Source organism: Deltaproteobacteria bacterium (assembly GCA_016213065.1).
Classification (GTDB): Bacteria; UBA10199; UBA10199; order SPLOWO2-01-44-7; family SPLOWO2-01-44-7; genus JACRBV01.
The window spans coordinates 18,944-43,910 of record JACRBV010000062.1 but is presented as its reverse complement, the minus strand read 5'-3'; the positions used below and the strand labels follow the sequence as shown (position 1 = coordinate 43,910).

Annotated in this window: 23 protein-coding genes, 1 tRNA gene and 1 other RNA gene; 18 read left to right on the top strand and 7 right to left on the bottom strand. The window is 45.4% G+C overall.

Annotation, left to right across the window (positions count from 1 at the left end):
- The 3 genes from HY877_03870 to HY877_03860 all read left to right on the top strand — a co-directional run.
- Nucleotides 1-1,116, top strand: a 1,116-nt coding sequence (locus HY877_03870) for a hypothetical protein (GenBank protein ID MBI5299415.1), incomplete at its 5' end; no start/stop codon positions are given.
- An 8-nt stretch (nt 1,117-1,124) separates the two neighbouring features.
- On the top strand, nt 1,125-1,640 hold the full coding sequence (locus HY877_03865; protein MBI5299414.1) for a hypothetical protein: 516 nt from the start codon (nt 1,125-1,127) through the stop codon (nt 1,638-1,640).
- A 1-nt stretch (nt 1,641) separates the two neighbouring features.
- On the top strand, nt 1,642-3,165 hold the full coding sequence (locus tag HY877_03860; GenBank protein MBI5299413.1) for a diguanylate cyclase: 1,524 nt from the start codon (nt 1,642-1,644) through the stop codon (nt 3,163-3,165).
- Nucleotides 3,166-3,303: 138 nt separating this feature from the next.
- Here the strand turns inward: HY877_03860 and HY877_03855 are convergent, their stop codons facing one another.
- Complete coding sequence (locus HY877_03855; GenBank protein MBI5299412.1) at nt 3,304-4,491, bottom strand: hypothetical protein; 1,188 nt, start codon at nt 4,489-4,491, stop codon at nt 3,304-3,306.
- Nucleotides 4,492-4,728: 237 nt separating this feature from the next.
- Here HY877_03855 and HY877_03850 point away from each other — a divergent pair, with 237 nt between their 5' ends.
- The 3 genes from HY877_03850 to HY877_03840 are packed head-to-tail and all read left to right on the top strand — an operon-like array spanning nt 4,729 to nt 6,909.
- Nucleotides 4,729-5,766, top strand: a complete 1,038-nt coding sequence (locus HY877_03850; protein MBI5299411.1) for a hypothetical protein — start codon at nt 4,729-4,731, stop codon at nt 5,764-5,766.
- 25 nt (nt 5,767-5,791) lie between these two features.
- Nucleotides 5,792-6,712 carry a sugar kinase gene (locus tag HY877_03845; protein ID MBI5299410.1) on the top strand — a complete coding sequence of 307 codons (921 nt, stop codon included), beginning with the start codon at nt 5,792-5,794 and terminating at the stop codon, nt 6,710-6,712.
- An 11-nt stretch (nt 6,713-6,723) separates the two neighbouring features.
- Entirely contained in the window at nt 6,724-6,909 is a 186-nt protein-coding gene (locus tag HY877_03840; protein ID MBI5299409.1) for a hypothetical protein, read from the top strand.
- On the opposite strand, the gene HY877_03835 is transcribed toward HY877_03840, so the two are convergent.
- From HY877_03835 to HY877_03815, 5 genes are all read right to left on the bottom strand, one after another.
- Nucleotides 6,899-8,026: a 3-phosphoshikimate 1-carboxyvinyltransferase gene (locus tag HY877_03835; protein MBI5299408.1), complete on the bottom strand. Its 1,128-nt coding sequence runs from the start codon at nt 8,024-8,026 to the stop codon at nt 6,899-6,901. The two genes, HY877_03840 and HY877_03835, sit on opposite strands and share 11 nt — an antisense overlap.
- Before the next feature lie 265 nt (nt 8,027-8,291).
- Entirely contained in the window at nt 8,292-8,612 is a 321-nt protein-coding gene (locus HY877_03830; protein ID MBI5299407.1) for a hypothetical protein, read from the bottom strand.
- Between the two features lie 19 nt (nt 8,613-8,631).
- Nucleotides 8,632-9,222 carry a hypothetical protein gene (locus HY877_03825; protein ID MBI5299406.1) on the bottom strand — a complete coding sequence of 197 codons (591 nt, stop codon included), beginning with the start codon at nt 9,220-9,222 and terminating at the stop codon, nt 8,632-8,634.
- Nucleotides 9,223-9,445: 223 nt separating this feature from the next.
- Nucleotides 9,446-9,518 (bottom strand) — tRNA-Ile (locus tag HY877_03820).
- A 167-nt stretch (nt 9,519-9,685) separates the two neighbouring features.
- Nucleotides 9,686-10,498 carry a DUF882 domain-containing protein gene (locus tag HY877_03815; GenBank protein ID MBI5299405.1) on the bottom strand — a complete coding sequence of 271 codons (813 nt, stop codon included), beginning with the start codon at nt 10,496-10,498 and terminating at the stop codon, nt 9,686-9,688.
- A gap of 213 nt (nt 10,499-10,711) precedes the next feature.
- On the opposite strand from HY877_03815, the gene HY877_03810 reads away from it, so the two are divergent.
- The 12 genes from HY877_03810 to HY877_03755 all read left to right on the top strand — a co-directional run bounded on the left by HY877_03810 (nt 10,712) and on the right by HY877_03755 (nt 22,719).
- On the top strand, nt 10,712-12,604 hold the full coding sequence (locus tag HY877_03810; GenBank protein ID MBI5299404.1) for a PAS domain S-box protein: 1,893 nt from the start codon (nt 10,712-10,714) through the stop codon (nt 12,602-12,604).
- 21 nt (nt 12,605-12,625) lie between these two features.
- Nucleotides 12,626-14,086, top strand: coding sequence for a response regulator (locus HY877_03805; GenBank protein MBI5299403.1), 1,461 nt, complete (start codon nt 12,626-12,628; stop codon nt 14,084-14,086).
- A 106-nt stretch (nt 14,087-14,192) separates the two neighbouring features.
- Nucleotides 14,193-14,582, top strand: a complete 390-nt coding sequence (locus HY877_03800; GenBank protein ID MBI5299402.1) for a response regulator — start codon at nt 14,193-14,195, stop codon at nt 14,580-14,582.
- Nucleotides 14,583-14,616: 34 nt separating this feature from the next.
- Nucleotides 14,617-15,348, top strand: a complete 732-nt coding sequence (locus tag HY877_03795) for a hypothetical protein (protein ID MBI5299401.1) — start codon at nt 14,617-14,619, stop codon at nt 15,346-15,348.
- Nucleotides 15,349-15,365: 17 nt separating this feature from the next.
- Entirely contained in the window at nt 15,366-15,683 is a 318-nt protein-coding gene (locus HY877_03790) for a hypothetical protein (GenBank protein ID MBI5299400.1), read from the top strand.
- 9 nt (nt 15,684-15,692) lie between these two features.
- Entirely contained in the window at nt 15,693-16,100 is a 408-nt protein-coding gene (locus HY877_03785) for a ribonuclease HI family protein (GenBank protein MBI5299399.1), read from the top strand.
- A 75-nt stretch (nt 16,101-16,175) separates the two neighbouring features.
- Nucleotides 16,176-16,567: RNase P RNA component class A (rnpB, locus tag HY877_03780), an RNA gene on the top strand.
- A gap of 138 nt (nt 16,568-16,705) precedes the next feature.
- Nucleotides 16,706-17,965: a PEGA domain-containing protein gene (locus HY877_03775; GenBank protein MBI5299398.1), complete on the top strand. Its 1,260-nt coding sequence runs from the start codon at nt 16,706-16,708 to the stop codon at nt 17,963-17,965.
- A gap of 85 nt (nt 17,966-18,050) precedes the next feature.
- The gene (locus HY877_03770) at nt 18,051-18,803 is read left to right on the top strand and encodes a hypothetical protein (GenBank protein ID MBI5299397.1); all 753 of its coding nucleotides are present in this window, start codon (nt 18,051-18,053) and stop codon (nt 18,801-18,803) included.
- Nucleotides 18,788-20,917, top strand: a complete 2,130-nt coding sequence (locus tag HY877_03765; protein ID MBI5299396.1) for a thrombospondin type 3 repeat-containing protein — start codon at nt 18,788-18,790, stop codon at nt 20,915-20,917. The genes HY877_03770 and HY877_03765 overlap by 16 nt, the downstream gene beginning before the upstream one ends.
- A complete protein-coding gene (locus tag HY877_03760; protein ID MBI5299395.1) occupies nt 20,914-21,282 on the top strand; it encodes an OmpA family protein in 369 nt (122 codons plus the stop codon). Before HY877_03765 ends, HY877_03760 begins: the two co-directional genes overlap by 4 nt.
- A 12-nt stretch (nt 21,283-21,294) precedes the next feature.
- Entirely contained in the window at nt 21,295-22,719 is a 1,425-nt protein-coding gene (locus HY877_03755) for a hypothetical protein (protein ID MBI5299394.1), read from the top strand.
- Between the two features lie 23 nt (nt 22,720-22,742).
- Here HY877_03755 and HY877_03750 read toward each other — a convergent pair whose 3' ends face one another.
- Nucleotides 22,743-24,914 carry an APC family permease gene (locus HY877_03750; GenBank protein MBI5299393.1) on the bottom strand — a complete coding sequence of 724 codons (2,172 nt, stop codon included), beginning with the start codon at nt 24,912-24,914 and terminating at the stop codon, nt 22,743-22,745.
- Between the last annotated feature and the right edge of the window lie 53 nt (nt 24,915-24,967).

Below are 24,967 nucleotides of genomic sequence, written 5' to 3'. Positions count from 1 at the left end.
GGATTGAAACCCCAATTATCGGGAAAACGTTTTGGTTCTCCCCAAGATGCTTTGAAACAGTTGCGTCCTGATCGTGGTGCAGAGAGAGTTGATTCGCAGGGTGCTCCCGTTGCAGAAGGAACTGCGACTGTTGGTGGGAAAAGAGAGGTTTGGCAAGCGGCAGGAAAAGTTGGCGCCGCAACAAGTAGATACGTTAGTTTGAATGACGAACGAAACGCCGCAAAATATATACAAAATGCCCGTGAGGCGGAAAGAAGGGGGAGAGTGGCAGGAGCTCATAGTCTCTATGCCATTACACTCTCCCTTTATTATGGGCTGGGAGATATTGCTGGCGCCAGAGAAGCCCACGAAGGCATGGCCCGCACAGGGATTGCCATTCTAACCAAATTTTTCAATGATGTGATTGTGCCGCAAATTGATCGCGGGGACAGGGAAAGACTCAAAGTGAATTTCTCCGGGTTCTTCACGAATATGGGTTTTGTGGAGGAACATCTGTGGCGGACATGGGCGCTTGATCCACAGAAATTATCAATATCAATGCTTGAAAGCATCCTTTTCGATGAGCGTGATGGAATCGCCGGTCAAACGCTTGCATGGGTAGCCGGTATTCTCAAAGCTCCGGATATCGTGGAAGCCGCGCGGGAAGCCCTTCCCCATCTGAGAGAATTATTTCCTCTCCTCGAACTGACCCTACGAGGACGTGTAAATCTGCTTTTTGAGCGCGTGGATAAACTGAAAACAGCCGGAGCGGCGGACCTTACTTTTATAAGAAAGGGTTATGAATATATTAGAATTTTCATTCGGGAAAATATTCTGGTTGAAGAGCAGGGACCATTGCTTGCACGGGTGGACAATGCCATTTCCAAAATGTTTGAACAGGGGACACAGAGAACAATGCCGTGTAAGCCGGTGCTTTGGAGCCCGCCGGTTGTGGAGGGTTATAAAGGTCCGCGGATTATTCCATTCTCCACCATTGCCCTTTCGCAAAGTGAAACGCCAAACCAGCGACTGGAACGTGCCGCACTTTTGAAAAAAAAGGAGGGATGGAAAATCTCCAACGGGCAATTCTTCTATACATGTCCGTTTTTCACACGTACTACCGTGGGGGTACATTGAGACAAATAATGGCGGTTTCTAAGGATTTGGGTCGCACACATTCCCAAATGGCGAGACTGTTGCTTGAAGGCATAAACGGACTGGATGACGAGATTCAAAAAGTTGCCATACTTCGTTTGGTAGACTTTCATTTTACGGGTGTTAAAAGATATTATGATCTTCTAGCCGACGCCCTCATTAACCATGAGGGGGATCGTATGGAACAGGCGGCTCCTGAGGAGAGAAGCGCTTGGTTGGAGAATGTGGCTACAATTTTGTTGGCACGCCATAGAGCGGATCTTTCGGGTATGGGCATCAACAATGTTCTTAACGGAAGACTGACTTTTGAAGGGTTTGCGGATGAGATAAATGCCACGTATGAAGACGGTGGGGAGAGCGTTAATCTTGCCGCCACGGCCCATTACCTGCTTTTTCGCCGTCTTACAGAATTGGGTTTTGTGAAGATGGCGGGCGAAGAGCGTGAAAAAGTTAGAACCATGGCACGTCCCGGGAGCGTTCTATTGATAAAAATAGGGGCCAATTAACATGAGGCACCGACTTTCCATTCCGATCAAAGTCCTTTTTGTCGCGGGCGTGAGTTATTGCATCACACTGCTTTTGCTTACGGCGGTGGCGCTTCATTTTAATCTTAACTTGAGAACGCCCGTGATGGGTGTCAAACTTTGGTTTGTTTTTTGGGCCATTGAACTGCTTATTTCCGTGAGTGTTGCCACAATCGCCACTTATTATTTTCTCGATCGCCCTCTGGTAAAACTCACACAGACTATGGCCGAGGCCGGTGAGGGAGATTTTCTGATTCGTGCGCCGGTGGATAATGAAGATGAGTTGGGACATTTGGCTCACAGTTTCAACCGGATGCTGGCCAGACTCACCGATCTGCAAGCCAGAAAAATTGAAGTGGAACAATCGCTCATCATCACGCAGGAAGAATTGAAATATAAAAAAAGACTCGAAGAAAAAGGGCGGCTCATTGAAAAGACAAACCGTCTTTTGGAAAATCTGGTGAAGGACCTTTCCTCTCTTTACGAAATTGGACAAGGAATTAATCAAACCATCGATCTGGATCAACTTTATCAAGTCGTCACCCATGTTTTAAAACAACAACTTCGCATCGAAAATTTTTCCCTGATGACGTGGGATGAAAAACATCATCTCCTGAGGATCAGGGCGGCGTTTGGTTTTGCCGACATGAAGCACGTGATGGAACTCACGTTGAAAAACAAGGAAGGGGTTGCGGGCGAAGTGATGCACTCCGGAAAAACAATTTATGTGGGTGATGTCACCACTTCAATGAGATTTACAAAAAGAAATGCCGCTTTGATAGGATCCATTTTGTCTATTCCTTTAAAATACAAAGGAGAAACGCTGGGGGTTGCCAATTTTGGTCGCACGCGCACGCATGCTTTCAGTGGCGCGGACGTAAAAATGCTGACCCTTGTGACAAATCAGATTGCGCTGTCGATTGCCAACGCCCGTCTCTATACGCAGACTCGCGAACTTTCCGTGACCGATGAACTGACCGGTGTTTTTAACCGCAGGCATTTCGGACAGGTTGTACAGTTGGAATGGAAAAGAGCGGCGCGTTTCAAACGGGACTTGTCTCTTTTAATGATCGACGTGGATTATTTCAAACGTTATAACGACACGCACGGGCATCCCGAGGGAGATATCATTTTGAAAAAATTAGGCGAACTTCTCAACGTTAACTTACGCGAAGTAGATACGGTGGCGCGTTTTGGCGGCGAAGAATTTATTATTTTACTTCCCGACACAGACAAACGCGGAGCAATTGCCGTGGCGGAAAAATTGCGTCATCTTGTTCAGGAAAAAATCAACCCGATCACAATCAGCGTGGGTGTCGCCTCCTATCCCGATGATGTGCGGGAGGTGGATGATTTGATCGACCACGCCGACATCGCCCTCTACGACGCGAAAGACAAGGGCCGCAATCAGGTCCATACTTATATGAGTTTCAAAGAATCCCCAGCCATGCCCACTGCGGGGGAAGAAAAGAAAGAGCCCAGTTCCAAAACCCGTTTGGTGCATTAATTGGAATGGTGAAAAATGCATTTTTTGTCATCCCTGCGAAGGCAGGGATCCAGAAATTATCACAACGACTGGATTCCGGCTCCCTGCTTACTGCCTGCAGGGACAAGCTTCGCCGGAATGACATTTTTCACCACTCCATTAATTGGAAAATCGAGAGAACTTCCAGTGTCCGTTGACAAACACGGCACTCTTTCCCTCAAGATTTCTTATTGCGAACTCGAGTTTGATGACAGCCGCTCTGATGTCGCGAACCTCTTCCGTTTTGAGGGTGGCCGACAATTCATCACGTAGTTGCTTAATAAGTGATAGTTCTCCTGTTGTGAACCTTGGCAACATTTTAATAACATCTTCAATCAGTCCCCTGCCTCTTATTGTGAGAGCCCGGTAATAGACAATTCGCTCGAAGGATAAGTTGAGTTCGTCGCTTTTTCCTTCGGGCAATGCCGTTTCATATTTTTCCAAAAGCGCCCATGCTTCCTCTGGTGCCAGACAGCCGTTTACTTTGCCTTCCCTGAGAACCCTGTTAAAAAAAGCACCTGCTCGATAATGAGTCTTGCTCATATCGCGGACTTTTTGTTCTACTGTGTTCCACTTTTCGCCCGTTGTTGACGCTCGCAGTAAGGCGGAGGGGAGATTGTCTGAAACAAAAAGTTCCCGAATAAGTTGCGAAACGGGTGGTTGCAGAATGGGCGGAGGAGTTGCAACTCTTGCCTTTGGTTTTTTCTCGCGGGGAGTTGGAGCGGGTTTTCTTTTTGCTACGACGGGTCTTCTTCTATTCAACTCTTTTGTATTCAAATCTTCGATAGCTCTTTCGATTTTTTGTATCTCCGCAAGTTTTTCGGGTAACCTGCTTTTCAATTTTGCAGGGTCTGCCAGAGCTTCCAGTTTTTTCCGGAATACATCGGCCTGCGTTTCAAATTTTTCAATGCCGCATTGTTTTAAGAATTCCAATTGGTCAAGGTTCTCTGTGAGCGCTTTTTTCGCCCTTAGATGGAACAGGTATAAGCGAAGGGTATAATTGCCGTCATCAAAACTTTCCAGAATTTGCATTAGCTTGCTGTCGGGTGGCAGAGTTATCAGCGAGTCCAAAGCGTCTTGTGCTGACTCGGCAAACCGGTGGGTTCCGGGGAAAACAGCCAAAAGACGGGGGCGGGCTTGTTCATAATGAGCCTGTGAAAATCCCTCTGCTATACTTCGTAAAATTTGTCTCTGTGCTTCGCCGTTCTGGCGAAGAGCCGCTTGGGTATATTGTTGAAGGCGTTCAGAAAAAGTGTTGATGGTGCTGTTGCCGACACCGGAGTCAACAAGTACCGCTTGAATTTCCATCAGAATGCCGCCGGTATTCTCGCCCCATCCCGCGGCAATAGAGCCTTGAAAGGCCTCAAAAGTGGTGAAAGAAAGAAAGAAAGAAAGAAAGAGTTGTATTCATCTACAGAGTCTTCGGCAACCACATCAAAAAGGTTGCTTCAATTTTTAAAAAAAGTTAGCAACCTTTTTTGGGGGGCGACGATAACTATGGCGGTTGTGACGTGTTTTTGTAATGAATAAATAAGGAGAGTAAAAATGGCTATCGACCCCTCAGCTTTAGTAGCGCCCTTCCCCTCATTTACCAATCCTGCTGGTTTCACAGATCTTCTTGTGGATGGCAGTTTGCCAGAAGTGCAACTTTCTATCCTTGAAGGTCTTTTTGATCATGAAGGCTTGACTGATTTGTCTTCGGCTCTTGCTCTGCTTCGAGACCCGGCAGGTGTTCTGGATCGGAGAGAATTCAAGATAACTGTTTACGAACTTGTCCGTCGAGATGCTACACGCATTCAGGAGTTATTGGTGCGAGCTCAGGTTAGTCCGGGTACTCAACGATTTAATCCAGATGCGCGAGCTGTTGTGGCTACGGCCTTTGGCGTTGGTCGCATGGTAAGCCCGTCGACAGGAAGTGTTGTAGGAGTAACAGAGGCGATGGATAAAGAGGATAAAGATCGAATATCTTTGCGTACGCAACACCCGAAACTTTCCGCCGCTGTGGCTTACAGGGGTGGGCAACGATTTGCCGTGGCCACTTCCCGGGAAGCTCTTGAGATAGAATTGGCTAGAAGAGTGAGAACAGAAACGAGCACACCAGAAATGATTTTGATTACAAATATTCATGGAAAGGCCGTGTGGCAAAAATTTGATTTTGGAAATTATTCCAGCCGGTATTTGGGTGAAGTTGCAAAAATTCGTGAAGAATTAGATCTCCTTTCTGATAAAGGATTTGTCGGTTTTTGGTTTAAACTGTGGCGGAAAAAGACGGTTCAGCGAATTCAGGATTCCCAAAATATTTTGGCGCTGAATGTCTTGGAAGCCGTACTTGAACAATACAACGCAGGAAAAATTTCTTATGGTGTCTTGGTTAAAGTTATTAAAGCGTTGGATATTATAACGAAAAAGGAACCCGCGGTGGATGTCCGAGGAGTTTATGTAGGGGATGAGTTTTACTTTAGAGATAAAAATCTGGATAGTTATCTTTTTTATCATGGAAGTGTCGTTACATGGAAAGAAACTTCGCTTCCAAGAGAGGTCCGTGTTTTAGTCCTAAAACAAGTCCCCTTGACAACGCCTTGAAAATCGTTTTTGGTGCCTCCTCACTATGAGTATTCTTGTCGTTGGATCTGTTGCGTATGATGACTTAGAAACCCCCTTCGGAAAAAAGGATCGGGTTCTGGGCGGTGCCGCTACACACTTTTCGGCTTCCGCCTCTTTTTTTACTCCGGTACAATTAGTCGGCGTTGTGGGGGGCGATTTTGATGAACGGGAAATCACCTTTTTAAGAGCCCGCGGTGTTGATTTCACAGGTCTTCAAATTCAGCCCGAAGGAAAAACATTTCATTGGAAAGGGCGCTATGGTTTTGATTTGAACGAAGCCCAGACTTTGGAAACGCATCTTAATGTTTTCGCCCAGTTTAATCCGTCCTTGCCTGCTCATTTTCAAAAATCTCCTCATGTCTTTTTGGCCAACATTGATCCCGAATTACAGCTCAAGGTTTTGGAACAGGTTCAGACTCCCAAATTTGTGGCAATGGACACCATGAATTTTTGGATCAGCGGCAAACGAAGTGAATTAAAAAAGACTCTCGCAAAGGTGAATATTCTGTTGATCAACGAAGGGGAAGCCCGCCAATTGGCCGGGGAACGCAATTTGGTGAAGGCCGCCAAATTGATTCGCAGTTGGGGCCCAAAAACTCTTGTGATCAAACGCGGTGAATACGGTGCCTTGCTGTTTACCGGGGAATCTGTTTTTTCCGCGCCGGCTTATCCGCTGGAAGATTTGAAAGATCCGACTGGTGCCGGAGACAGTTTTGCGGGTGGTTTCATGGGCTATCTTGCCAGTCAAAATGGTGATCTGAGTGAAACCGCCTTGAAGAGAGCCATGATTTGCGGCTCCGTGATGGCCAGTTTTCAAGTGGAAGATTTTGGATTGGATAGAATGCGTCAATTAACCAAACAAGAAATTAATGATCGCTTTCAGGGGTTCAAAGTGTTGAGCCACTTCGAAACGGTCCTTTTATAAAGGAGCTTATCATGAGTGAAGTTCTGGTTGTGGCCTCCAAGGTCAAAAAGTACATCAAAGAAAAAGCCGACATGAATACTTCGGGAAATTCTTTCGAAGCCTTAACTGCGGTGTTGAAGAAGACAATCGATCAGGCGATCGAACACGCCAAACAAGAAGGCCGTAAGACCGTGATGGATAGAGATATTACGCTCTAATCTTGTCGAAGGCCGTCCAAAAATTGGGAAAGGATTTGGAGACGCATGAAGGGTGCAGGATTTTGGGTGTTTGTTTGTGCGCCAACCCCAGAACCGCGCCAGCCATGATGATGCGGTGGTCTGTTGAATCAATGACGTTCGGGTTTTTTAAAAGTTTTTGCATTGTTTTCAATCGGTTGGATTCTTTAAATTTCAGATTTTCAATGCCTGTGAGTTTGCCTTTTCCCTCCGCGCACGCATTCAATACAGAAACAATCGGAAAAAGATCGGGGGAATCTTTGATATCCCATTCGATCGCCCGCAGTTTTGAGGGAAAAATATTCAGATCATTTCCGTTCCACTCCAGTTCCCCCCCCATCTCCTTTGCAATGGTTTCAATTGCGCGGTCTGCCTGCAAACTTTTCGGATTAAGATTTGTCAGTGTGAGAGGTTTTGACAAAAGACCCGCGGCAATAAAAAATGCGGCGGACGACCAGTCTTTTTCAATCTCCATTTTCGTGGGTTGATATTTTTGCGGTGTTATATAAAAATCTGAGAAATTTTTTTTGGTTCTAATTTTTATTCCAAATTTTTTCTGCACATCAAGGGTCAACTCCACATAAGGTTTTGAAACAAGCGGTGTGGTGAGTTTAATTGTAAGAGGTTTATCGGACAGAGGCGCCACGAGCAAAACGCCCGAGAGAAATTGGGAACTGACATTTCCATTAAGAAAAATTGTTTCATCGGCGCACTGAAGAGCTTCCAATAAGGGTTTGATGGGTCTTTGAAGGAGTGATTCTTTTCCGGTAATTTCACACGGAATTTTTAAAAAAGAGGTTAGCGCCGTGATAAAGCGCCACGTCGTCCCCGATTCGTTGCAGTTTAGAACAGTTCTAGAAATCCCTGATTTGTCATTCCCGCGAAAGCGGGAATCCAGTTCCCGTATCCAATTGCCACCACGCACAACCCAAGTCTGTGCAGATTTTTCAATCTGAATCCCCAGTTTTTCCAGCACATCACACGTTGTCATCGTATCATCACAAACAAGCGGATTCAAAATCACACTTTTACCAGAGGCCAACGCGGCACAAATCAACGCGCGATGAGTAATGCTTTTTGAGGAGGGGAGCTCAATCATTTTGTTGCACTTTGGATCACTTCATATTTTTCCAGTGCGTTTTTTCTTTGAGTTTTACAAACAAGTCTTTTGCATCAGGGGAGTGGTGGAAAATGCGTTTTTCATGGTTGTCATCCTGAACACATTCGCTTCGCTCAGAATGACATCTATGCGCAATTACTTATGACGTTATGTATAATAAACCCTTTGACATGACTATCTCACTTTTGAAGAAATTGAGTAACAACTTCCCCTGACGTTCTGATGAATTCCACTATGCCACAAATTAATCGGCATCACAAAATAGGGTCATATCTTTATCAGTTGTCTCCTGACAAAGATTTTTAATGATATGCAACCAAACGATGCTGTCATTGCTAATCCGTGGTGAGATGGCCAAAAAATGACCAACTTCCTTTTCCAGTTGTTTCGCTTCATTCATTGAAAAGAAGACATCACGATAAAAATCCTCAACTAACATCCACAAAAGAGGATATTGCTTTTGTAAGGGTTTTAAGCAGACATACACTTCGCCAAGAAAGTCATCCCCCAACTTGAGGGCTGTTTCTTTTTCATCTGATTCCTCTTTAGTTTTCCCAATCGCCATGTCTTTCGACATAAAAATTTCATTTCTGAGGAAACTGAGTAATAACTTCACCCGAACTAGGATCAAGAATAACCCGCCCTCTTGTTTCGCCGCGAGTTCCAACCGTTCTGCCTAAATTTGCATCGAAACGAATCCGTCCATCCTGAGGTTGAATGGTAACATTTCCCTGCTTCCAAGCCTTTTCTGCTACTTCATCCACAAAAGCTTGACCACCTTCCTCAGGTAAGAATTTTGATCTTCTTTTTTCTCGGTTTAGATTTACATGATTTGGCTCCACATGTGCCGCGGATCTAACCGTATATTTCGGTTTTAGTCCCTCCAGTCCTCGTTCCAACGCTTGCGTTGCCCCCCTTCCCGCCCCTTCTTTGAGGGTTCCTCGTTTTATTCCTTCCTGTATCAGCTTTTTTACTTTCTCGCCTCCTTTTCTAAACCCATGTCCACTACCAATCACCAAACCCACTGCGGAAAAGGAACGTTCAAAAGGTGTTAATTCACGCCCAGACAAATAATCCTTTCCAAATAAAAATTCATAAAAGTCCACCACATCATTGGCGCCGGGAATAACAGACACTCCAATTTCTTGTAGCAAGCTACGAATCTGCGCCAACAAATTTGCCGTTTCTTCTAATTGGTTGTCTCCCCACGCGGGGGCAATCGCTAATGGTTGAACATCCTGCCTCCCAGGTTCCAAAATGTACTGGCTCGGATTAAAAGCAAGAGCCTCGAATTTCGCTACTAGCAAAGCATTTGGCGGTCAAGACGAAAAGTTGAAAATAGAGAATGGAAAACGGAGGAAGAAAAATGGCCTCCCTCTCGGTCGGCCATTTTTCCTGTGGGCCCTCCAGGATTTGAACCTGGGACCAATCGGTTATGAGCCGACCGCTCTGACCGCTGAGCTAAGGGCCCGCTTGCCGTGTTGCTAAAGGGAGTGCTGAAAAATGTATTTTTTGTCATCCCTGCGAAGGCAGGGATCCAGCGATTCATTACTGGATTCCGGCTCCCTGCCTACTACCTGCAGGGACAAGCTTCGCGGGAATGATATTTTTCAACAGGCTCTAGCACGGCTAACATTTTTATTCTTGTGTAACAATCACAAAAGGGTTGGACAATATCTGATCCGGCATTTCATCCGAGGGTTTATTGCAGAAACTTATTTGGATGCTAAGTTGTTGGGCTCCGCCATCCAACAGTTGCAATATAGGAATGGTAAACTGTTGTGCCTCTTCACGGTTATGCACTACAATACAATCCTCCTTGTTTTCCAAATTGACTTTTTTCCATTCATTCCCATCATTCATAATCCGCACTTCATTTTTAATTCCAAAGGGATATTCGGTGGCGCGGACAATCTGAAAAGTCAAATTTTCTCCCGGATGATAAATATCGTAACGGGTTACGGCATAAATCTGTTTATTGTGTGTTGAAATATCGGTATAAACTTTGGAAGTTGTTTCATCCCAGAAACGCGGAGGCCCGGTATCGAGATGAATTGCATTGCCGTGATAAAAACCAACCCCGCAACAATTTAATTGCCGTGCATATTCCCACATTTTTTTGGCGCTTACTCCCTCCATGACAAAATCAGCCGCCATGCCTTCCAAATGAAGACTCGCTTTTCCCGCCAGCCTTCCCTGTTTGCGCAGATTTTCATTGTATTGCGGGCTTCTATATCCCGACAAAATTTTAACAGTTCCTTTTCCGTAAGAGAGTTGTTCCTGCAAATAATCGATAAGGGCAATTAATCTTGGCGAGAGACCGCGAAGTTTTGACGCGTTACTGATTTTTAGTTTTCCATTGCCATGATAAAAAAAACGCCCTTCCTCTGTCGCAAAAGTTGTGACGCTGAGAAAAAACAACAAAATTTCCACAAACAAAAATTTCATCATTTCCCCATACGTCATTTTTTTGACGAAAAAAAGTTGATTTCTACCCTTTTGGGGACGTGTCAAAAAACAGACGCATTCCATAAACTGATAAGTATCGGTTAAGACAGGTTTTTCAAATTGGCCGAATCGGAAAAGCACGCGGAATAACAGGATTTTTTGGCATATAGATTGCTACATAATCTTCTCGAGGGGGCTAGTGTGCGCAAGGGAGGCATGACATTGCCCAGATTTTTTAGACAGGTTGAAAGAGAAGTTCAAAAGAGGACTCTCTTGGTGCCGTGGATTATTGCTTTTCTCATTTTGGCTGTGACGGCGTGGGGTTTTATTGATGCGAGTATTTTTACGAAAGAGAGAACGCAAAATCTGTTTCGTGAACAAACCAATCAAATAAAAGAAAAAATCACCGCGCGGATCGAATCCTACGAAAAAATTCTGGTCAGCACAAAAGCTTTCTTTGAACAAGGTTACTCCATTAATCACAATAGCTGGCAACGCTATGTGCGCATATTGGCTTTGAAAGAAAATTTTCCGGAGCTTAAAGCTGTGGAGTATATCGAAAGCGGTCGCGCTCATTTTCCGGATTCCATGATGCGACAGGCCGCGGAAGTGAGCCGTGATACGGGACGGCACGCCCTCTCTTCAAAAATTATGGTGCGCCATGAAAAAAATCTGAAAGCCGGTTTTTATCAGCTCATGCCGATATACCAATCCGGTGTTGCCGTACAGGAATTAACGGTTTTTGAAAGAAGGAATTCTCTGCGGGGTTGGGTTTATGGCCTATTTGTTGCTGAAAAATTTTTGCAGGATATTGCGGCTCCTGAAAAATCGAATATGATGCTTGCTGTTTATGACGGACTCGAACCCAATCCGGAGTCCCTATTGTTTTCAACATTTTCCGGAGAAGATGGTTCTTTGTTGAAAGAGGAATCAACAATAAAAGTTGGAGACCATTTTTGGGCACTTTCCTTTCACTCTCTTCCCGCTTTCCATGCGTTGGTTAATCCGAATAGACCCTATTACATTCTTGGAGTGGGTCTTTGTTTGACCCTTCTTCTTTTCTTTACGACTCACACCTTGATTGAAAAAAAGGAGATGGCGCTGAAACATCTCAACTCTATTTTGAAATCTTCCGATGATGCCATTATCACCGAAACGCTCGACGGAACCATTGTCAGCTGGAATGCCGGCGCCGAGAAACTTTACGGATACACGGCGTATGAAACAGTGGGACACAATATTTCCATGCTTGTGCCGGAAAATAAAGAGAGGGAGACGGGGCGCATTCTCAACAAAATCGGTTATGGTATAGTTGTGGACCATTATGAAACGCGTCATGCCCGAAAAGACGGAAGAATCATTGACGTTGCTCTGACCTCCTCACCGATCAAAAATGCTAGCGGCGTGGTTGTTGGTGCGTTAACGGTGGAAAAAAGTTTCACTCCATCCAAGGAGGCGGAATACGCGGTCCCCCATCATTTTTATGAATTGGTCACAAAAATCGCCACCTTTGGCCGTCATTTACAAAGCCATGCTTCCGATATGGATGAAACGAATCGCGATTATCTGGATCGTCTTTGCAATTCTGCCTTCCAACTCGAAAAAACACTCGAGAAGTTGACTGTTTTTTCAAAAATTTCCACACGGACGGAGTCTTTTACGCCGGTGAATCTTGAAAAAATTGTGCAAGAAACCGTTTCGGGTTTGGAAATGCATTTGTCGCGATCCAAAAGCCGTGTTGTCATTGGTCCCCTTCCCGTTTTAAAAGCAGACGCCGTTCGGATGCGTCAGTTATTTCAGACTCTGATTCTAAACGCACTTCACTTTGCCAAAAAGGGACAAAATTTTAATATCAACATTCAAAGCACACTGCTTCAGAATGGATCGGTCCAAATTCGCGTGGAGGATGATGGAATGGGTGTTGATGAGAAATATATCGAAAAACTTTTTCACCCTTTTGAACCTATACATTACAAGGGTGGATATGAAGATGTGGCGTGGAATTTTGCGATGTGCCGGAAAATTGTCACGCATCATGGAGGACAGATTGTATTAAAAAGCGCGCCGAATCGCGGTTCTTCAGTGATTATAACGTTGCCAATCGGATAATGATTTCATAAAGAGGTGTGGATGAAAGAGGGTTTTACCAAAGTTTTGTTGATTGAAGATGATCCCGATGATGCCTTTTCAATTCAGGAAAGTTTCAATGAAGTTCGTGCCGGTTCCATTCATTTTCAGGTCCAGTGTGCCAAAAAACTAAAAGAAGGTTTGAAAATTCTAAAAAGTGAACCCATTGATGTTGTTATTCTCGATCTGCTTCTGCCTGAGGTCGAGGGCTTTGATGCCGTTTTGCGTGTCCGTGATGTTTCGCCATCAGTTCCCGTGGTGGTATTAACCTGTGTGGATGATGAATATGTTGCACTTGAGTCCTTAAGTCACGGTGCTCAGGATTATCTGGTGAAAGGTTCTATTGATGCGGGGCTTTTGGTCCGTTCCATTCGCTACGCCATTGAACGGGGCCATCTTTTGTCTCGCCTCGAGCAGTCTTCAGAAGATCGTTTTTTCAAAATCATCGACAAAAATGCCGATGCGATGGCGGTGATTGACAAAGACGGGATTGTCCGTTTTGTGAATCCGGCCTACCAATTTCTTTTTGAACAACATCCGGAAGATATTGTTGGAAAACCGTTTCCCATGACCTTGACGACAAACCCTCTTGCCAAGCTGGAAATTATTCTAAAAAATGGTGACACAAAAAATGTGCAAATGCGTGTTTCACAGATTGAATGGGAAAAGAAACCGGCTCAACTTGCCTCCATTCGCGACGTTACCGCGCTTCAAAAACTGGAAAATCTCAAAAGAGAAATGAGTGAGCGCGAAGAGATGGATCGGATCAAAGACGAGTTTGTCAGTACCGTTTCCCATGAATTAAGAACTCCTTTGACCACGATCAAAAGCGCCATTGAAAATCTGAAGGACGGGATAAGCGGAGACCTTAATGAAAAACAGAGTCGCGTGGTGGAAATTGCCGATCGCAATGCCGACCGGCTCGTGAGAATTATTAATGATCTTCTGGAAATTTCACGGTTGGAATCAGGGGTGGCGAAAATCCATAAAAGACGCGTGGATGCCGTCCCTCTGTTGCAAGAAGTTTTGCAAAATTTTCAGATGAGAACCAAAAAACACCATTTTATTTTGGAGGGAAATTTTGCGAAAAATCTTCCTCCCATTTACGCGGATGCCGACATGATTGTTCAGGTGATGAATAATCTGCTCGATAACGCCCTGCGTTTCGCGAAAACAAAAATTTCCGTTGAGGCAAAAGCCACCGGTCAGGACGTTGAAGTAATCATTTCCGATGACGGTATCGGCATTCCCGAAGATAGGGCAAAAGAACTTTTCGGCAAATTCGTGCAATTTAACCGCCCCATGGGAGGCGAGGGTTACAAGGGAACCGGTTTGGGATTAGCCATTTGTAAAGAGATTGTTGACCGCCATGGAGGGCGAATTTGGGCGTCAAGCCAAACGGGAAAAGGAACTCAATTCCATTTTACGATGCGCCAATTTCAGGAAGAAACGGACACATTATAGGTACCTTTGCTTTTAATAATGTCATCCCCGCGAAAGCGGGGATCCAGTCGCTATTAAAACGGGCTGGATTCCCGCCTTCGCGGGAATGACCGTTCAAAAATTCAATATGAAAAACAAACTTGATAAAACAATTTTGATTGTTGAAGATGAATTTTTTCTGGCGGAGACAATCAGGGCCCGTCTTGAGTTTTTGGGTTATGATGTCGCTTATGCTGAAAATGGTCTTGAAGCCCTGCAACTCTTGGAAATTACGCACATTGATCTGATCCTTATGGATGTGATGATGCCCGTGATGGATGGCTATGCCGCCACAGAAAGAATCAAGGCTGACGAAAAACTCAAAAAAATTCCCGTTATTTTTTTAACGGCACGGGCCGGTGAAGAAGACAAAAAAAGAGCCTTTGAAACAGGGGCCGATGATTATCTTGCCAAACCCTTTCGCAGTGAAGACCTGATCGCGATGATTGAAAAGTGGATTTCCAAGAACAACATTTGACATCTATATATAAAGGTCTTAAAGACTCCCCACCATGGCGATCGATTTCAAAGACTGTCTGCCTCAGCTCCGGGAACTTCAAGAAATAGATAAACGAATTCGGCTGGTTGAGTTGGAATTGCAGACCATTCCGGAGCAGTTAGCTTTGAGCGGCGCTGAATATTTTGCTTTGACCACAGCACTTCAAGAAAAAGACAATCTTTCCAATAACTTGACTGAAGAACGCCTCGGTCTGGAAACTCAGACCAAAGACGTGGTGCTTCAGATTCAAGACCGTGAAAAACGCCTTTACGCCATTAAAACCCAAAAAGAATACCAAGCCACCCTCAAAGAGATCGCCCAGATGAAAAAAGAAAATAAAGACCGCGAGGAACGGGTTTTGTCGATTATGGAGCAGTCTGAAAAGATTTCTCAAGAAATCACGCAACTAAAATCGGAGATTGCCGATAAAGAAGGTGGGTTTAGACAAATCGAAACCGAGTTGAAAAACAGACAGCAAGTGATGATGGCGGAAAAAGAAGAAAAGGAAAAAAGACGACCGGTTCTGTTAAAAGAGTTGCCGGCGGAAATCGTAAAGAAGTATGATACGGTAAGAAAGCGTTTTGGGGATGCGGTGGCGGCGGTAAAAAAAGGAGTTTGTTACGGTTGCAATATGAATATCCCGCCGCAATTTTATAACGAGATGCTCAAGATGAAAGATCTCAGAAGTTGTCCCAATTGCCACCGCCTGATTTACGTTGAAATGGAAGTTGAGAAAACATCTTAAGGGAAAGAAGGAAATTTATGGAAATCAAATCAATGCCGAAAGAAACACTGGCCGAGCTACTTTTCTTTTTGGCCGAGAATGAAGAATTCCCGGCAGTGGAAAAATCGCTCGCGGAAGGCGTGGCGGTAGAAGAAGTTCGCGCGGGATTGAGAGAATTGGGTGAAGTGCTCCGTCGCGAAGCAGATCAGGAATCCGCAGGTCAATATAATGCCCAGAAAGACCGGAGTCTCACCAAAGAAACCAAAACTATTATTTCTTACCTTTCGCCAGGCGAAGAAAAAACTTTGCTGACCGCGTTTGGTCTGATTGACAAAAACAAAACACTTCTCGGATAATTCAACACCGTGGCAATCTGGACCATTTACACCGATGGAGCGGCAAGAGGTAACCCGGGTCCGGCCGGTGCGGGATGGGTTATTATCAATGCTCACGGGAAAATCGCTCTTGAAAATAAAAAATATCTGGGTGAGTTGACCAACAATCAGGCGGAATATGGTGCTCTCATTTTGGCATTGGAAGATGCTCATGGGCTCGGCGCCAAAGAACTTCTTTTGCAGGCCGATTCGGAATTGATGGTTCGCCAACTCAAGGGAGAATATAAAGTCAAAAATGAGGGACTAAAACCCCTCTTTAGAAAAGTTATCTTGACCCTTTCCAAATTTAAGAAGTACACTTTAGAGCATATTCCACGCGAAAAAAACAGTGAGGCTGATCGACTGGCAAACGAGGCGATTGATGCTCATTTTAGGTAGGTGTCCCCTCAGCGAGCTTTGCTCGCGTGAGGGGGCGACGCAAGCCCCTATAAAAGGTTCTTTGAAATTTCAAAAATGCGGGATCGGATGATCGCTGTTCGCCACAGAAAAGTTGGCGGAGAGAGGAAAGTCCGGGCTCCAAAGGACACCATGGTGGGTAACGCCCATCGCGTTACATATAGTACCAGGTACCATATGTAACTCAGGAATAGTGTCACAGAGACGAGTCTTCGTTTGCTTTCGGGCAGACGAAGGGTGAAACGCGGCAAACTCCACGGGGAGCAAGGTCAAATAGGTTCTGCTTATGAGCTGGTCCGGCCAATTCTTTCATGTCGCTTAAGCTGTGAAAGATGGCAGAACGGGTAGACTGCTTGAGCCATCTGGTAACAGATGGCCTAGAGGAATGATCATCATCCACCGCGGTAACGTGACGGATACAGAACCCGGCTTACAGATCCCGCATTTTTGAAATTTTAAATGTTTCCTTTTTCGCACAGCCTGTTCCATTTTCAACCACTCCAGTAAAAAGCAAAAAATTTTCTTTAATCTTTCCGCGCATTTCAACTTTTATCTTCTTGGCACGATTCCTGCTTTTGCCAAGGGATATGTCTTTTACGAAATATATTCTTTTGATCGCCTGTTTCTTTTTTCTCCGACAGACGGTGCTCCTCTTTGCGGCAACTTCGATTGTCATACAACCTGTTCATAACGGTTCTTTTGATGAAGCAAGCGACAAAACAGCGCAAGTTTTAAGAGAAAAACTGGGCGAGAAAAAATTTCTTACACTGATCAATCCCGAAAAAGTTGCCGCGGTTCTGGCCTATTACAAAAATTCCCAAAAATCCGGTTCGCCACAAATCAGTCAGGTTCAGGAATTATTGGAACGAGCAAAGGAACATTATTTTCAATTTGCCTACGCGGATGCCGACGCCGAACTCACAAAAGCCGTTGAAATTTTTAATGCGGATCCAAAACTGATTTTGAAAGAGGGCCAAACTTTTTTCGACAGTTATATTACACTGGCGCTGGTCGATGCCGCGCAAAAGAAAAAAACGGAAGCCATCGGTCATTTTAAAAACGCACTCCATTTAAATCCTATCTATCAGTTGGATGCAAAAGCCTTCGCTCCATCAATTCAAAAATTATTTCAGCAGGCCAAAGAAGAAGTTGGAAAAGAAGGCGCGGGTGATGTGGAAATTGGAAGCGATCCCAAAGTCGCGGATATTTACATAAACGGAATTCATCAGGGTGTTGCTCCCTTGAAATTATCTGCACTGCCGGAGGGAACCTATAATTTAAGCTTTCAGGCCAATAATTATCAGAGTGTGGATCAAACATTTTCACTGAAAGCGGGACAAAAATTAAAATTGCACCAGAGGTTGTATTGGGGTGATGCGAAAAACTCAGTCAAAAAAGAAAAGAAGGAAGAGAAAGTACGCCGACAAATTGAGGAAGGACTTCGAATTGCGGAACTTTTAAAAACAGACAAGGTTTTGATGGTCGATGTGGAGGAAGACCTTGTTGCCGCGCGTCTGGTGGATCGACGATTCAAGGCGAGTCATACCCCGATTTTTATTTCTCTAAAAAACGATACGGAAAATTTGGAAACCCAACTCAATAAACTTGTGGAGTTGGTGACGGCACAGACAGAACTTAATCTTCTTAAAAATCCGCAGGCTTATCTTGATCCTTCGGGCGTTGGCGATCCGATTTTATTGGGAGGGCGGCGGCACAAAAAAATTTCAAAAGGAATTTTGTTTGGAGGCTTGGGGGCCATTGCTGTGGGGGGGATTTTGGCCGGGTTTTTTCTATCAGGCGGTTCTTCAGCCCCAACGACCGGTTCTTTGGCGCTGAGTTTTAAATGAAAGGAGTGGTGAAAAAATGTCATTCCGGCGAAGGCCGGAATCCAGCAATGAATTACTGGATCCCTGCTTTCGCAGGGATGACAACATGAAAACTAAAATGAAAAATCTTATTTTTATAATTTTGATTTTCTGCACGGGTTGCGGTTCGGAAAACAGCGGCCCCGCTTCTGTTTCCTTCTCCGAAACGAAAGGCGGCGGAAATATTCAGCTTACCGTTTTTGATTCCAAAAATCCGAATCTTTCAAAATCGGTTCAGATTTCAAAATATAAAGTGGTGTTGGATGGAGAAGGTTTGACGCCGCTGGAGCAGACTTTTTCACAGGATGCGGGCGGCGCGGTGATTGCTGGAATTCCGGTGGGTCAAAACAGACGCATTCAGGTGTCGGCACTCAATGAACAGGGAAAAATTTTGCGGGAGGGTATGGCGGATCATATTGCCGTTGAAGGAGGAAAAATAACCGATGTGCCGGTTACTCTTCACGCAATCCCCACTGTCTTGAATGTGTCCGACAACGACCACGTCAGCAATCAGCGGCTTTATTTCCAAATTTTCAGCGATCCGAAACACGCGGTCACGGTTACAGAAGACAATCCCCTTCCGGATATTCTGACTTCTCTGAACCAACTTCCGACCGATGAACAAGGAGTCGCAAAACTTTACCCGGGAGCTCTTGAGCCCGGAGAGCATCATTTTATCATTCAGGATGTGACGACGGGAAAATCATCATCACTGACACTCAATCTTTGGGACGGAAGCAAAATCAAGGGGGCCCCCCTTTTTACAGCCAGCACAAAAACAATTCGGATTGGAGAAAATTTTATATGGAAAAAAAGATAAAGCCGATCTTTATCGGCATATTTTTTCTTGTGACGGCAGGTTGCGGGTCGGGAAGCGGAAAACCACCGGAGATATCAACTCCCGCTGTTTCTCCACCTGTTCCGCAAACTGTAACCAAATCGGTGTTAGTGTCTGCAACATTGCCGGAAAATCTTAAAACTTTGGTTTCACAACTGGTTTGGAGCGCCACTTTAAAAGGTCAGGATTCACAGGGAAAAGCGCTGGGGGCTTTGGGGCCGATTGTGGGCGAGGCTGTTGGGAGCGGTTTTCAGTTTGTTTTTCCAAACGTTCCACCTGAGATGCAGGATAAAGGAACTCTTTTTATCGAGTTGAGCAAATCCGATTCACCGTTAAATACTGACTGCCGGCTTGTTTCCATGGTAAGCCAGTCGGTCCTTTTTAAGGACAACCGGGCCGAGGCAGTTCTTTCCGCCGATTCTTTTGATACAAGCGCGGACTGCGACGGTGACGGTGTTTCCAATTTAATCGAGTTTCTTGTCGGGCTCCGCGTGGATTCAAGAGACACCGATGGAGACGGCGTTGGGGATGGGGAGGATATTTTTCCCGTGGATCCCACGGAGACGTCTGACGAGGATATGGATTTCATCGGAGACAACGCGGATAATTGTCCTGCCACCGCCAATACGGATCAAACCGATATCGATCAGGATAAAATCGGTGATGCCTGTGATCCTTTAAATAATCTGGACAACGATGCCGACGGAATTGTCGATCTGGTTGACAATTGCCCTGTTGTTGCCAACGCGGATCAGGCTGATTTTGATCGGGACGGGGTTGGAGACGCCTGCGACAATGATATCGACGGAGATGAATTGACAAATGAAGAGGAGAACACAAAAGGAAAAGATGGGGTGATTACGGATCCAAAAAATCCAGACACCGATGGGGATGGAATTTTGGATGGAGTGGATAATTGTTCCAAGGTGGCAAACTACGATCAGAAAGATGGCGATGGCGATAGTTTTGGGGATGCTTGCGATTGTGCTCCTAACGACAAAACAATTCATCCCACGGCTACGGATGATCCTGATTCCTCGGCTACGGACAGCAATTGCGACGGCATCGACGGGGACCGCGAGAAAGCTGTTTTTGTTACAAGCAACGGCGAGTTGGTTCAAGCTTTGGCGGAGGCAAAAGAGAAAGGGAAAGATATTTATGTCGGCGCAGGCACTTATCGCACGGATGACCTTTTATTTCCGAAGGGATTGCGTCTGTATGGCGGTTATCAGACTGCATCTACGCCGGGAGGTTCTTTCGGCAAGCGGGATGTGAATTCCGCCGATCCTCTTTTTGCCACTCGTTTGGTGAGTGATAAAAACGACGTTACAATTTATCTGCAAAATATTTCAGAGGAATTGCTTCTGGATGGTTTTCATATTTCCAACAATCAAAATGAAACCGATCCTGTGGTTGGTTCCAGAACGGTTGTTGTTGATAATTCCCGCGCGCGTTTCACGAACAATGTTATTCAGGGGAGCAATTTGGGAACACGCACCAATGCGGTGACAGTGCTTGGTGCTTCCCATGCCGTTTTGCAAAATAACTGGATCGATGCGGGGAGTGGCAATGACGCTTCCACAGCGGTTATGATTGATACGGCCGACGATGTGACGCTGGAAAAAAATGTGATTTTGGGTGGTGACGGGCGTTTCGCAATGGGCGTGGATATTACAGGGGCCTCTCCAAAAATTCTAAACAACACCATTGATGCCACCTCCCATTTTTCTTCGTTGAATTTGGCCACGGCGCAATCGCTTCGTTTTGAAAATGCCCTTGGGCTTGAGGCAACGAACAATATTTTCATCACGGGAAAAGCGGCGAACCAGTATGGCGTGATTTGTGTCGGTCTGGAACCGGTCGCGCCCGAAAAAATCACGGGAAATCTTTTTGCTTCTTTCGACACAAATGCCGGTGTGCGTGCGATCGGTTGTCGCGGCGATTTTGATTTCGAAGCAGGGGACGGTCTTGTGTTGGGAGTCAATACGGCCGCGGGGAATTTGGATTATGACAAAAGTCCCTTAAGCCAACTTCTGGATATCACAAGCTATCATATTGTGGATACGCGTTATCAAAACAAAGGGGCGTTGCGATGAATCTTTTATGCCTCCTTTTTCTTTTGAACGCGGCATTAATTCCCAGAGTTCATTTCGATTCGAACAGTTTTTCCATCCCCAGTGAGGAAAAAATAATTCTGAATCAAAATGTGGTGTGGCTCAAAGAAAATCCGAAAGAGGTGATTATTTTGGAAGGACATTGCGATGAATGGGGAGATGCTTTTTACAATATGGAATTGGGAGACCGGCGTGCGCGGGAAGTGAAGGCCTATCTGATGGAGGAGGGAGTTGATCCGGAAAGAATTATTATGATTGTGAGTTACGGATCAAAACGGCCTTTGGATTTGCGGCATGAAAATGAAGCTTGGAAATTAAATCGGCGCGTTGAATTTGTAATGCGCTAAATGGAGGTAAATATGGCGACCACAAAAATATTAAAAAACAGACGGGGCCTGTCGGCTACATGGCTGTACGCCCTCCGAAAAGCATGTCGGGCTAACAGCCATTCCGCCGCCACCCGTCCATTTTTTAATATTTTTGTTATGCTTTTATTGTTTGGAACCCCTTTATTCGCACAAACGGTGACGGTTCCTCATTTGATTAATTTTCAGTCGGTTGTGAATGGGACGGGTGGAGTGCCTTTGGTGGATGGGATTCATTCTGTTCGGTTTCGGTTGTTGAATGCGGTACAGGAATCTCTTTATGAAGAGACGCAATCGGTTGAATCGATTGCGGGAGTTGTTTCGGCGATGATTGGTTCCGCTGTTGAAATTCCTTTCGCCGTTTTGGCGCCCGGGCAGGCGCGGTTTTTGGGGGTTACTGCTGAAGGTGCCGGTCCGGAAACCGTTATGGAGATTGTCTCAAGTCCTTATGCCCTTTATGCGGAGCAGGCATTGCAGGTGGCGCCTAAAAGTGTTGGTACAGAATCCATTGTTCCAAAATCCATTACCGCGGATCTTTTGGCCGACGATGTGTTACAAAATCTGTTGCCCGCCAATCTTGTCCAACAATCGCAGTTGGATGTGTTGAAGGGAGATTACCGGAGCGCTTTTGGCGCGGGAAAAATTGGGGTTGATACGACCTTTGTTTATTCGAAGGGACCCACTGTCCAAAATGTCTTGAAAGATTTCGATACCGCCATTTATCAGCGACAGATGAATCTTGAAAAACAGTCGTCTGATTTAACCAGCAGGATCAATACAAGTACCAAGGCATTGCAGGATAAAGACGATAGTTTGCAACGTCAGACGGACACAATTAATGCGACAATTGGTCAATTAAAAGATGCCGACGCTTGGTTTCGAACCCAGATCGATACAAAGCTCGCCACGGCCGGCGGAACGATGAGTGGAATTTTGAATATGGGTAGAAATCGCGTGGAAAATGTTGGGATCCCTGTTAATTCAGGAGATGTGGCAACAAAGGCCTATGTTGACGGGGTTGTTTCCGCGAGTGAAGCGCCTCCGCCGGGCGGCTTTCCACCGGCAGTTTCCGCGTCCGGAATTGTTCGTGCCAACGGTGATTTGAGTACTGGGTCGTGTTCCAGTCCCAGCATTAGTGGTTACAAGATCAACGGAATTAGCCGCACCGGAGATGTGGGGGACCGACAACTCAACTATGTTTATCATATTACATTTAGTCAAACTATAGAACCTCCATATATTGTGATCGGAAATGCTATTCTCGCTCCAGCTTGGCCACTGCAGGAGCCGGATACTTCCTTTGTGCTTCATAATAAAAATTTAACAAATAGTGGTTTTGATGCCCAAGTCGTCAACGGGGCAGACGGTGGCGGTAAAGCGGAGTGCTATACGGATTTTAATTTTGTGGTTTATAAATGACAGATTGAAGTGCTTTCGAATTCTTATTTCTTCAACGTAAAATTTCCCGACTGATATTCTTTCATCAACTTGTCGACGGCGATTTCGATGATCTGCGAACGAGACATGGTTTCAGAACCCTCGGGGTTGAGTTCGCGGTAAAGATAATTGATGTTTCGCATTGTTTCGCGTGGAATATCGGGAAGTGGAGGAAGCGCGTGCCAGAGCAAAATGTACTGGCCATCCCGCCAGATTTTCACGAGCACATCTTTCTTGTTCGTATTGGGGAGTTTGTCCCATGCTTCGCTTATCAATTTGGCTTGTTGTGTCGGAGTTAACTTCGCGGAAACCCGGAACACAATGCTTTCGCAGTCAAGCCGGTAGGCCGTTTCAGCAATCGAATAAAAAGTATCATTGGAAGTGGCGACCACCAATCGCACACTTTTGCCGTGTTTTTCTGCAAGCTTGACCGCGCGGGTGAAAAGGTCCTGCTCCTGATCGGTGAAGATGGCCTCATCGCCCGACCCCACCATGGTAGGTCCTTTCAAAAGGCGTGTTGTCATGACAATGATATCTTGTCCCCGCGTGTCCGTGTGTTCCAAAACATAATTCAGATGGGAAAGGTCCTTTGATTCGATGACGGGGACAAGAATGCTGTGCGGTTTGCATCCTACGGTAGCGCGAGTGATTTGCGGATTTGCAACAAGACGGAAGGGGTCAAGGCCAACCGGTTCCTCGGAACGTTTTCTTTTGCGCCATTGCTCCGAACCGACAAAAATAAAAAAGAGAATGACTGTAAAAATAGTTCCTGTGACGGTGGAGAGCTGTTTGGTAAACAAGTTGGCAACACCGATAGCAAAAAGAGAAAAAAGAATAACGAGCAGACCTATGGGAATTTCGATTTTTCCGATGTGTAAATTAAACGGAACTTTCCATTCGCGGGGGGTTTTATTTTTGTAGCGTAAAACGGTGACGGAAAGAGTCTGAAAAAAGAAACTCCACATTACACCAAAGGCGTAAGCTTCGCCCAAAAGATAGGTGTTGCCGCCACTGAAGATAATTGTGAAAAGTTGCAACACGGCAATGCTGTTGAGAATCCGGTAGCTTGTTCCATAGCGATGATGTGGTTTTCGGAACCAATCGGGCAAAACCCCATCTTCAGAAACCCTATTCAAAAGCGCGTTGGAACCGATGAGCGCGGTATTCGCGGCTCCAGAAAGAATGAGAGCGCCCACCACCACCACCACACCTTCGAAGACAAGTTTCAAAAGAGGAGGGCCCATTAAATATTGGACAAGACCTGTAATAAGATTTTCAAAATATTGGGGCCTGACGGTATCGGGAATAATGGTGACAGCAAAAAAGGATACAGAAGTGGTAAAAATCAGACAAAACACAAAAATGACAATGCCCGCTCTTTTTAGATTTTTAAGTTTTGGGTGGGCAATTTCACGGCTCACCTGTGCAAAAGTTTCCTGTCCGCTCATGGCTAAAAAAGAATGACCGAGTCCTATTGCCACGGCAACGGCGGTCCAGTCGAACGGGATTCTGGAATTTTTAAGCCACCCGAGTGAATGTTCCTGCAAATTGATATAAAACGGGGGAAGAGTCCATTGGGTTTGCAAAAGACTGTAGCTACACCAAATAAGCAGGATAATTACCATTACCGCAGTAATCTGCATGATGCGAAGGGCTTTGAGACTGCTCTCCTCAATCCCGCGAACGTTCTCCCACCAAAAGTAGCACGTTATGCTGCACGCAAAAAAAATGGAACCTATGTCGACGGGGAAAGGTGGCTTACCAAAATGGACAAGCACATTATTGATAAGACTCATGACATAATGTCCGGCCGAAACGCCGCTGATGGGACCCGTCAACACATAATCAAACATGAGGGCAGAGACGGCAATTTTGGCGAGATTATTTCCAAGTGCTGATTTGACCGAAGTATAAACTCCTCCGCGGATAAACATCAGGGTCGATTCGAGATAGACCATCCGAACGGCGTAAGAAAAAAGCATAACCCCCAAAATAAACCACGGGGCCGCTTTGCCAATGGCTTGTTCCGCGATACCGCCGACGTAATAGGCAGATGAGGCCATGTCGTTCAAGACAATGGCGGCCGCGCGCCAAAAAGAAATGAAAGTCAGCAGGACCGTTGTAGCAACGGCGATCTGTCCTTTTTTTGTTTGTAAAAAAGATTCTTGTGTCGGCATGAAGTAGTACTTCGACTAATGAGATTGGCTAACACTTTTCCCTTTTGTTGGCA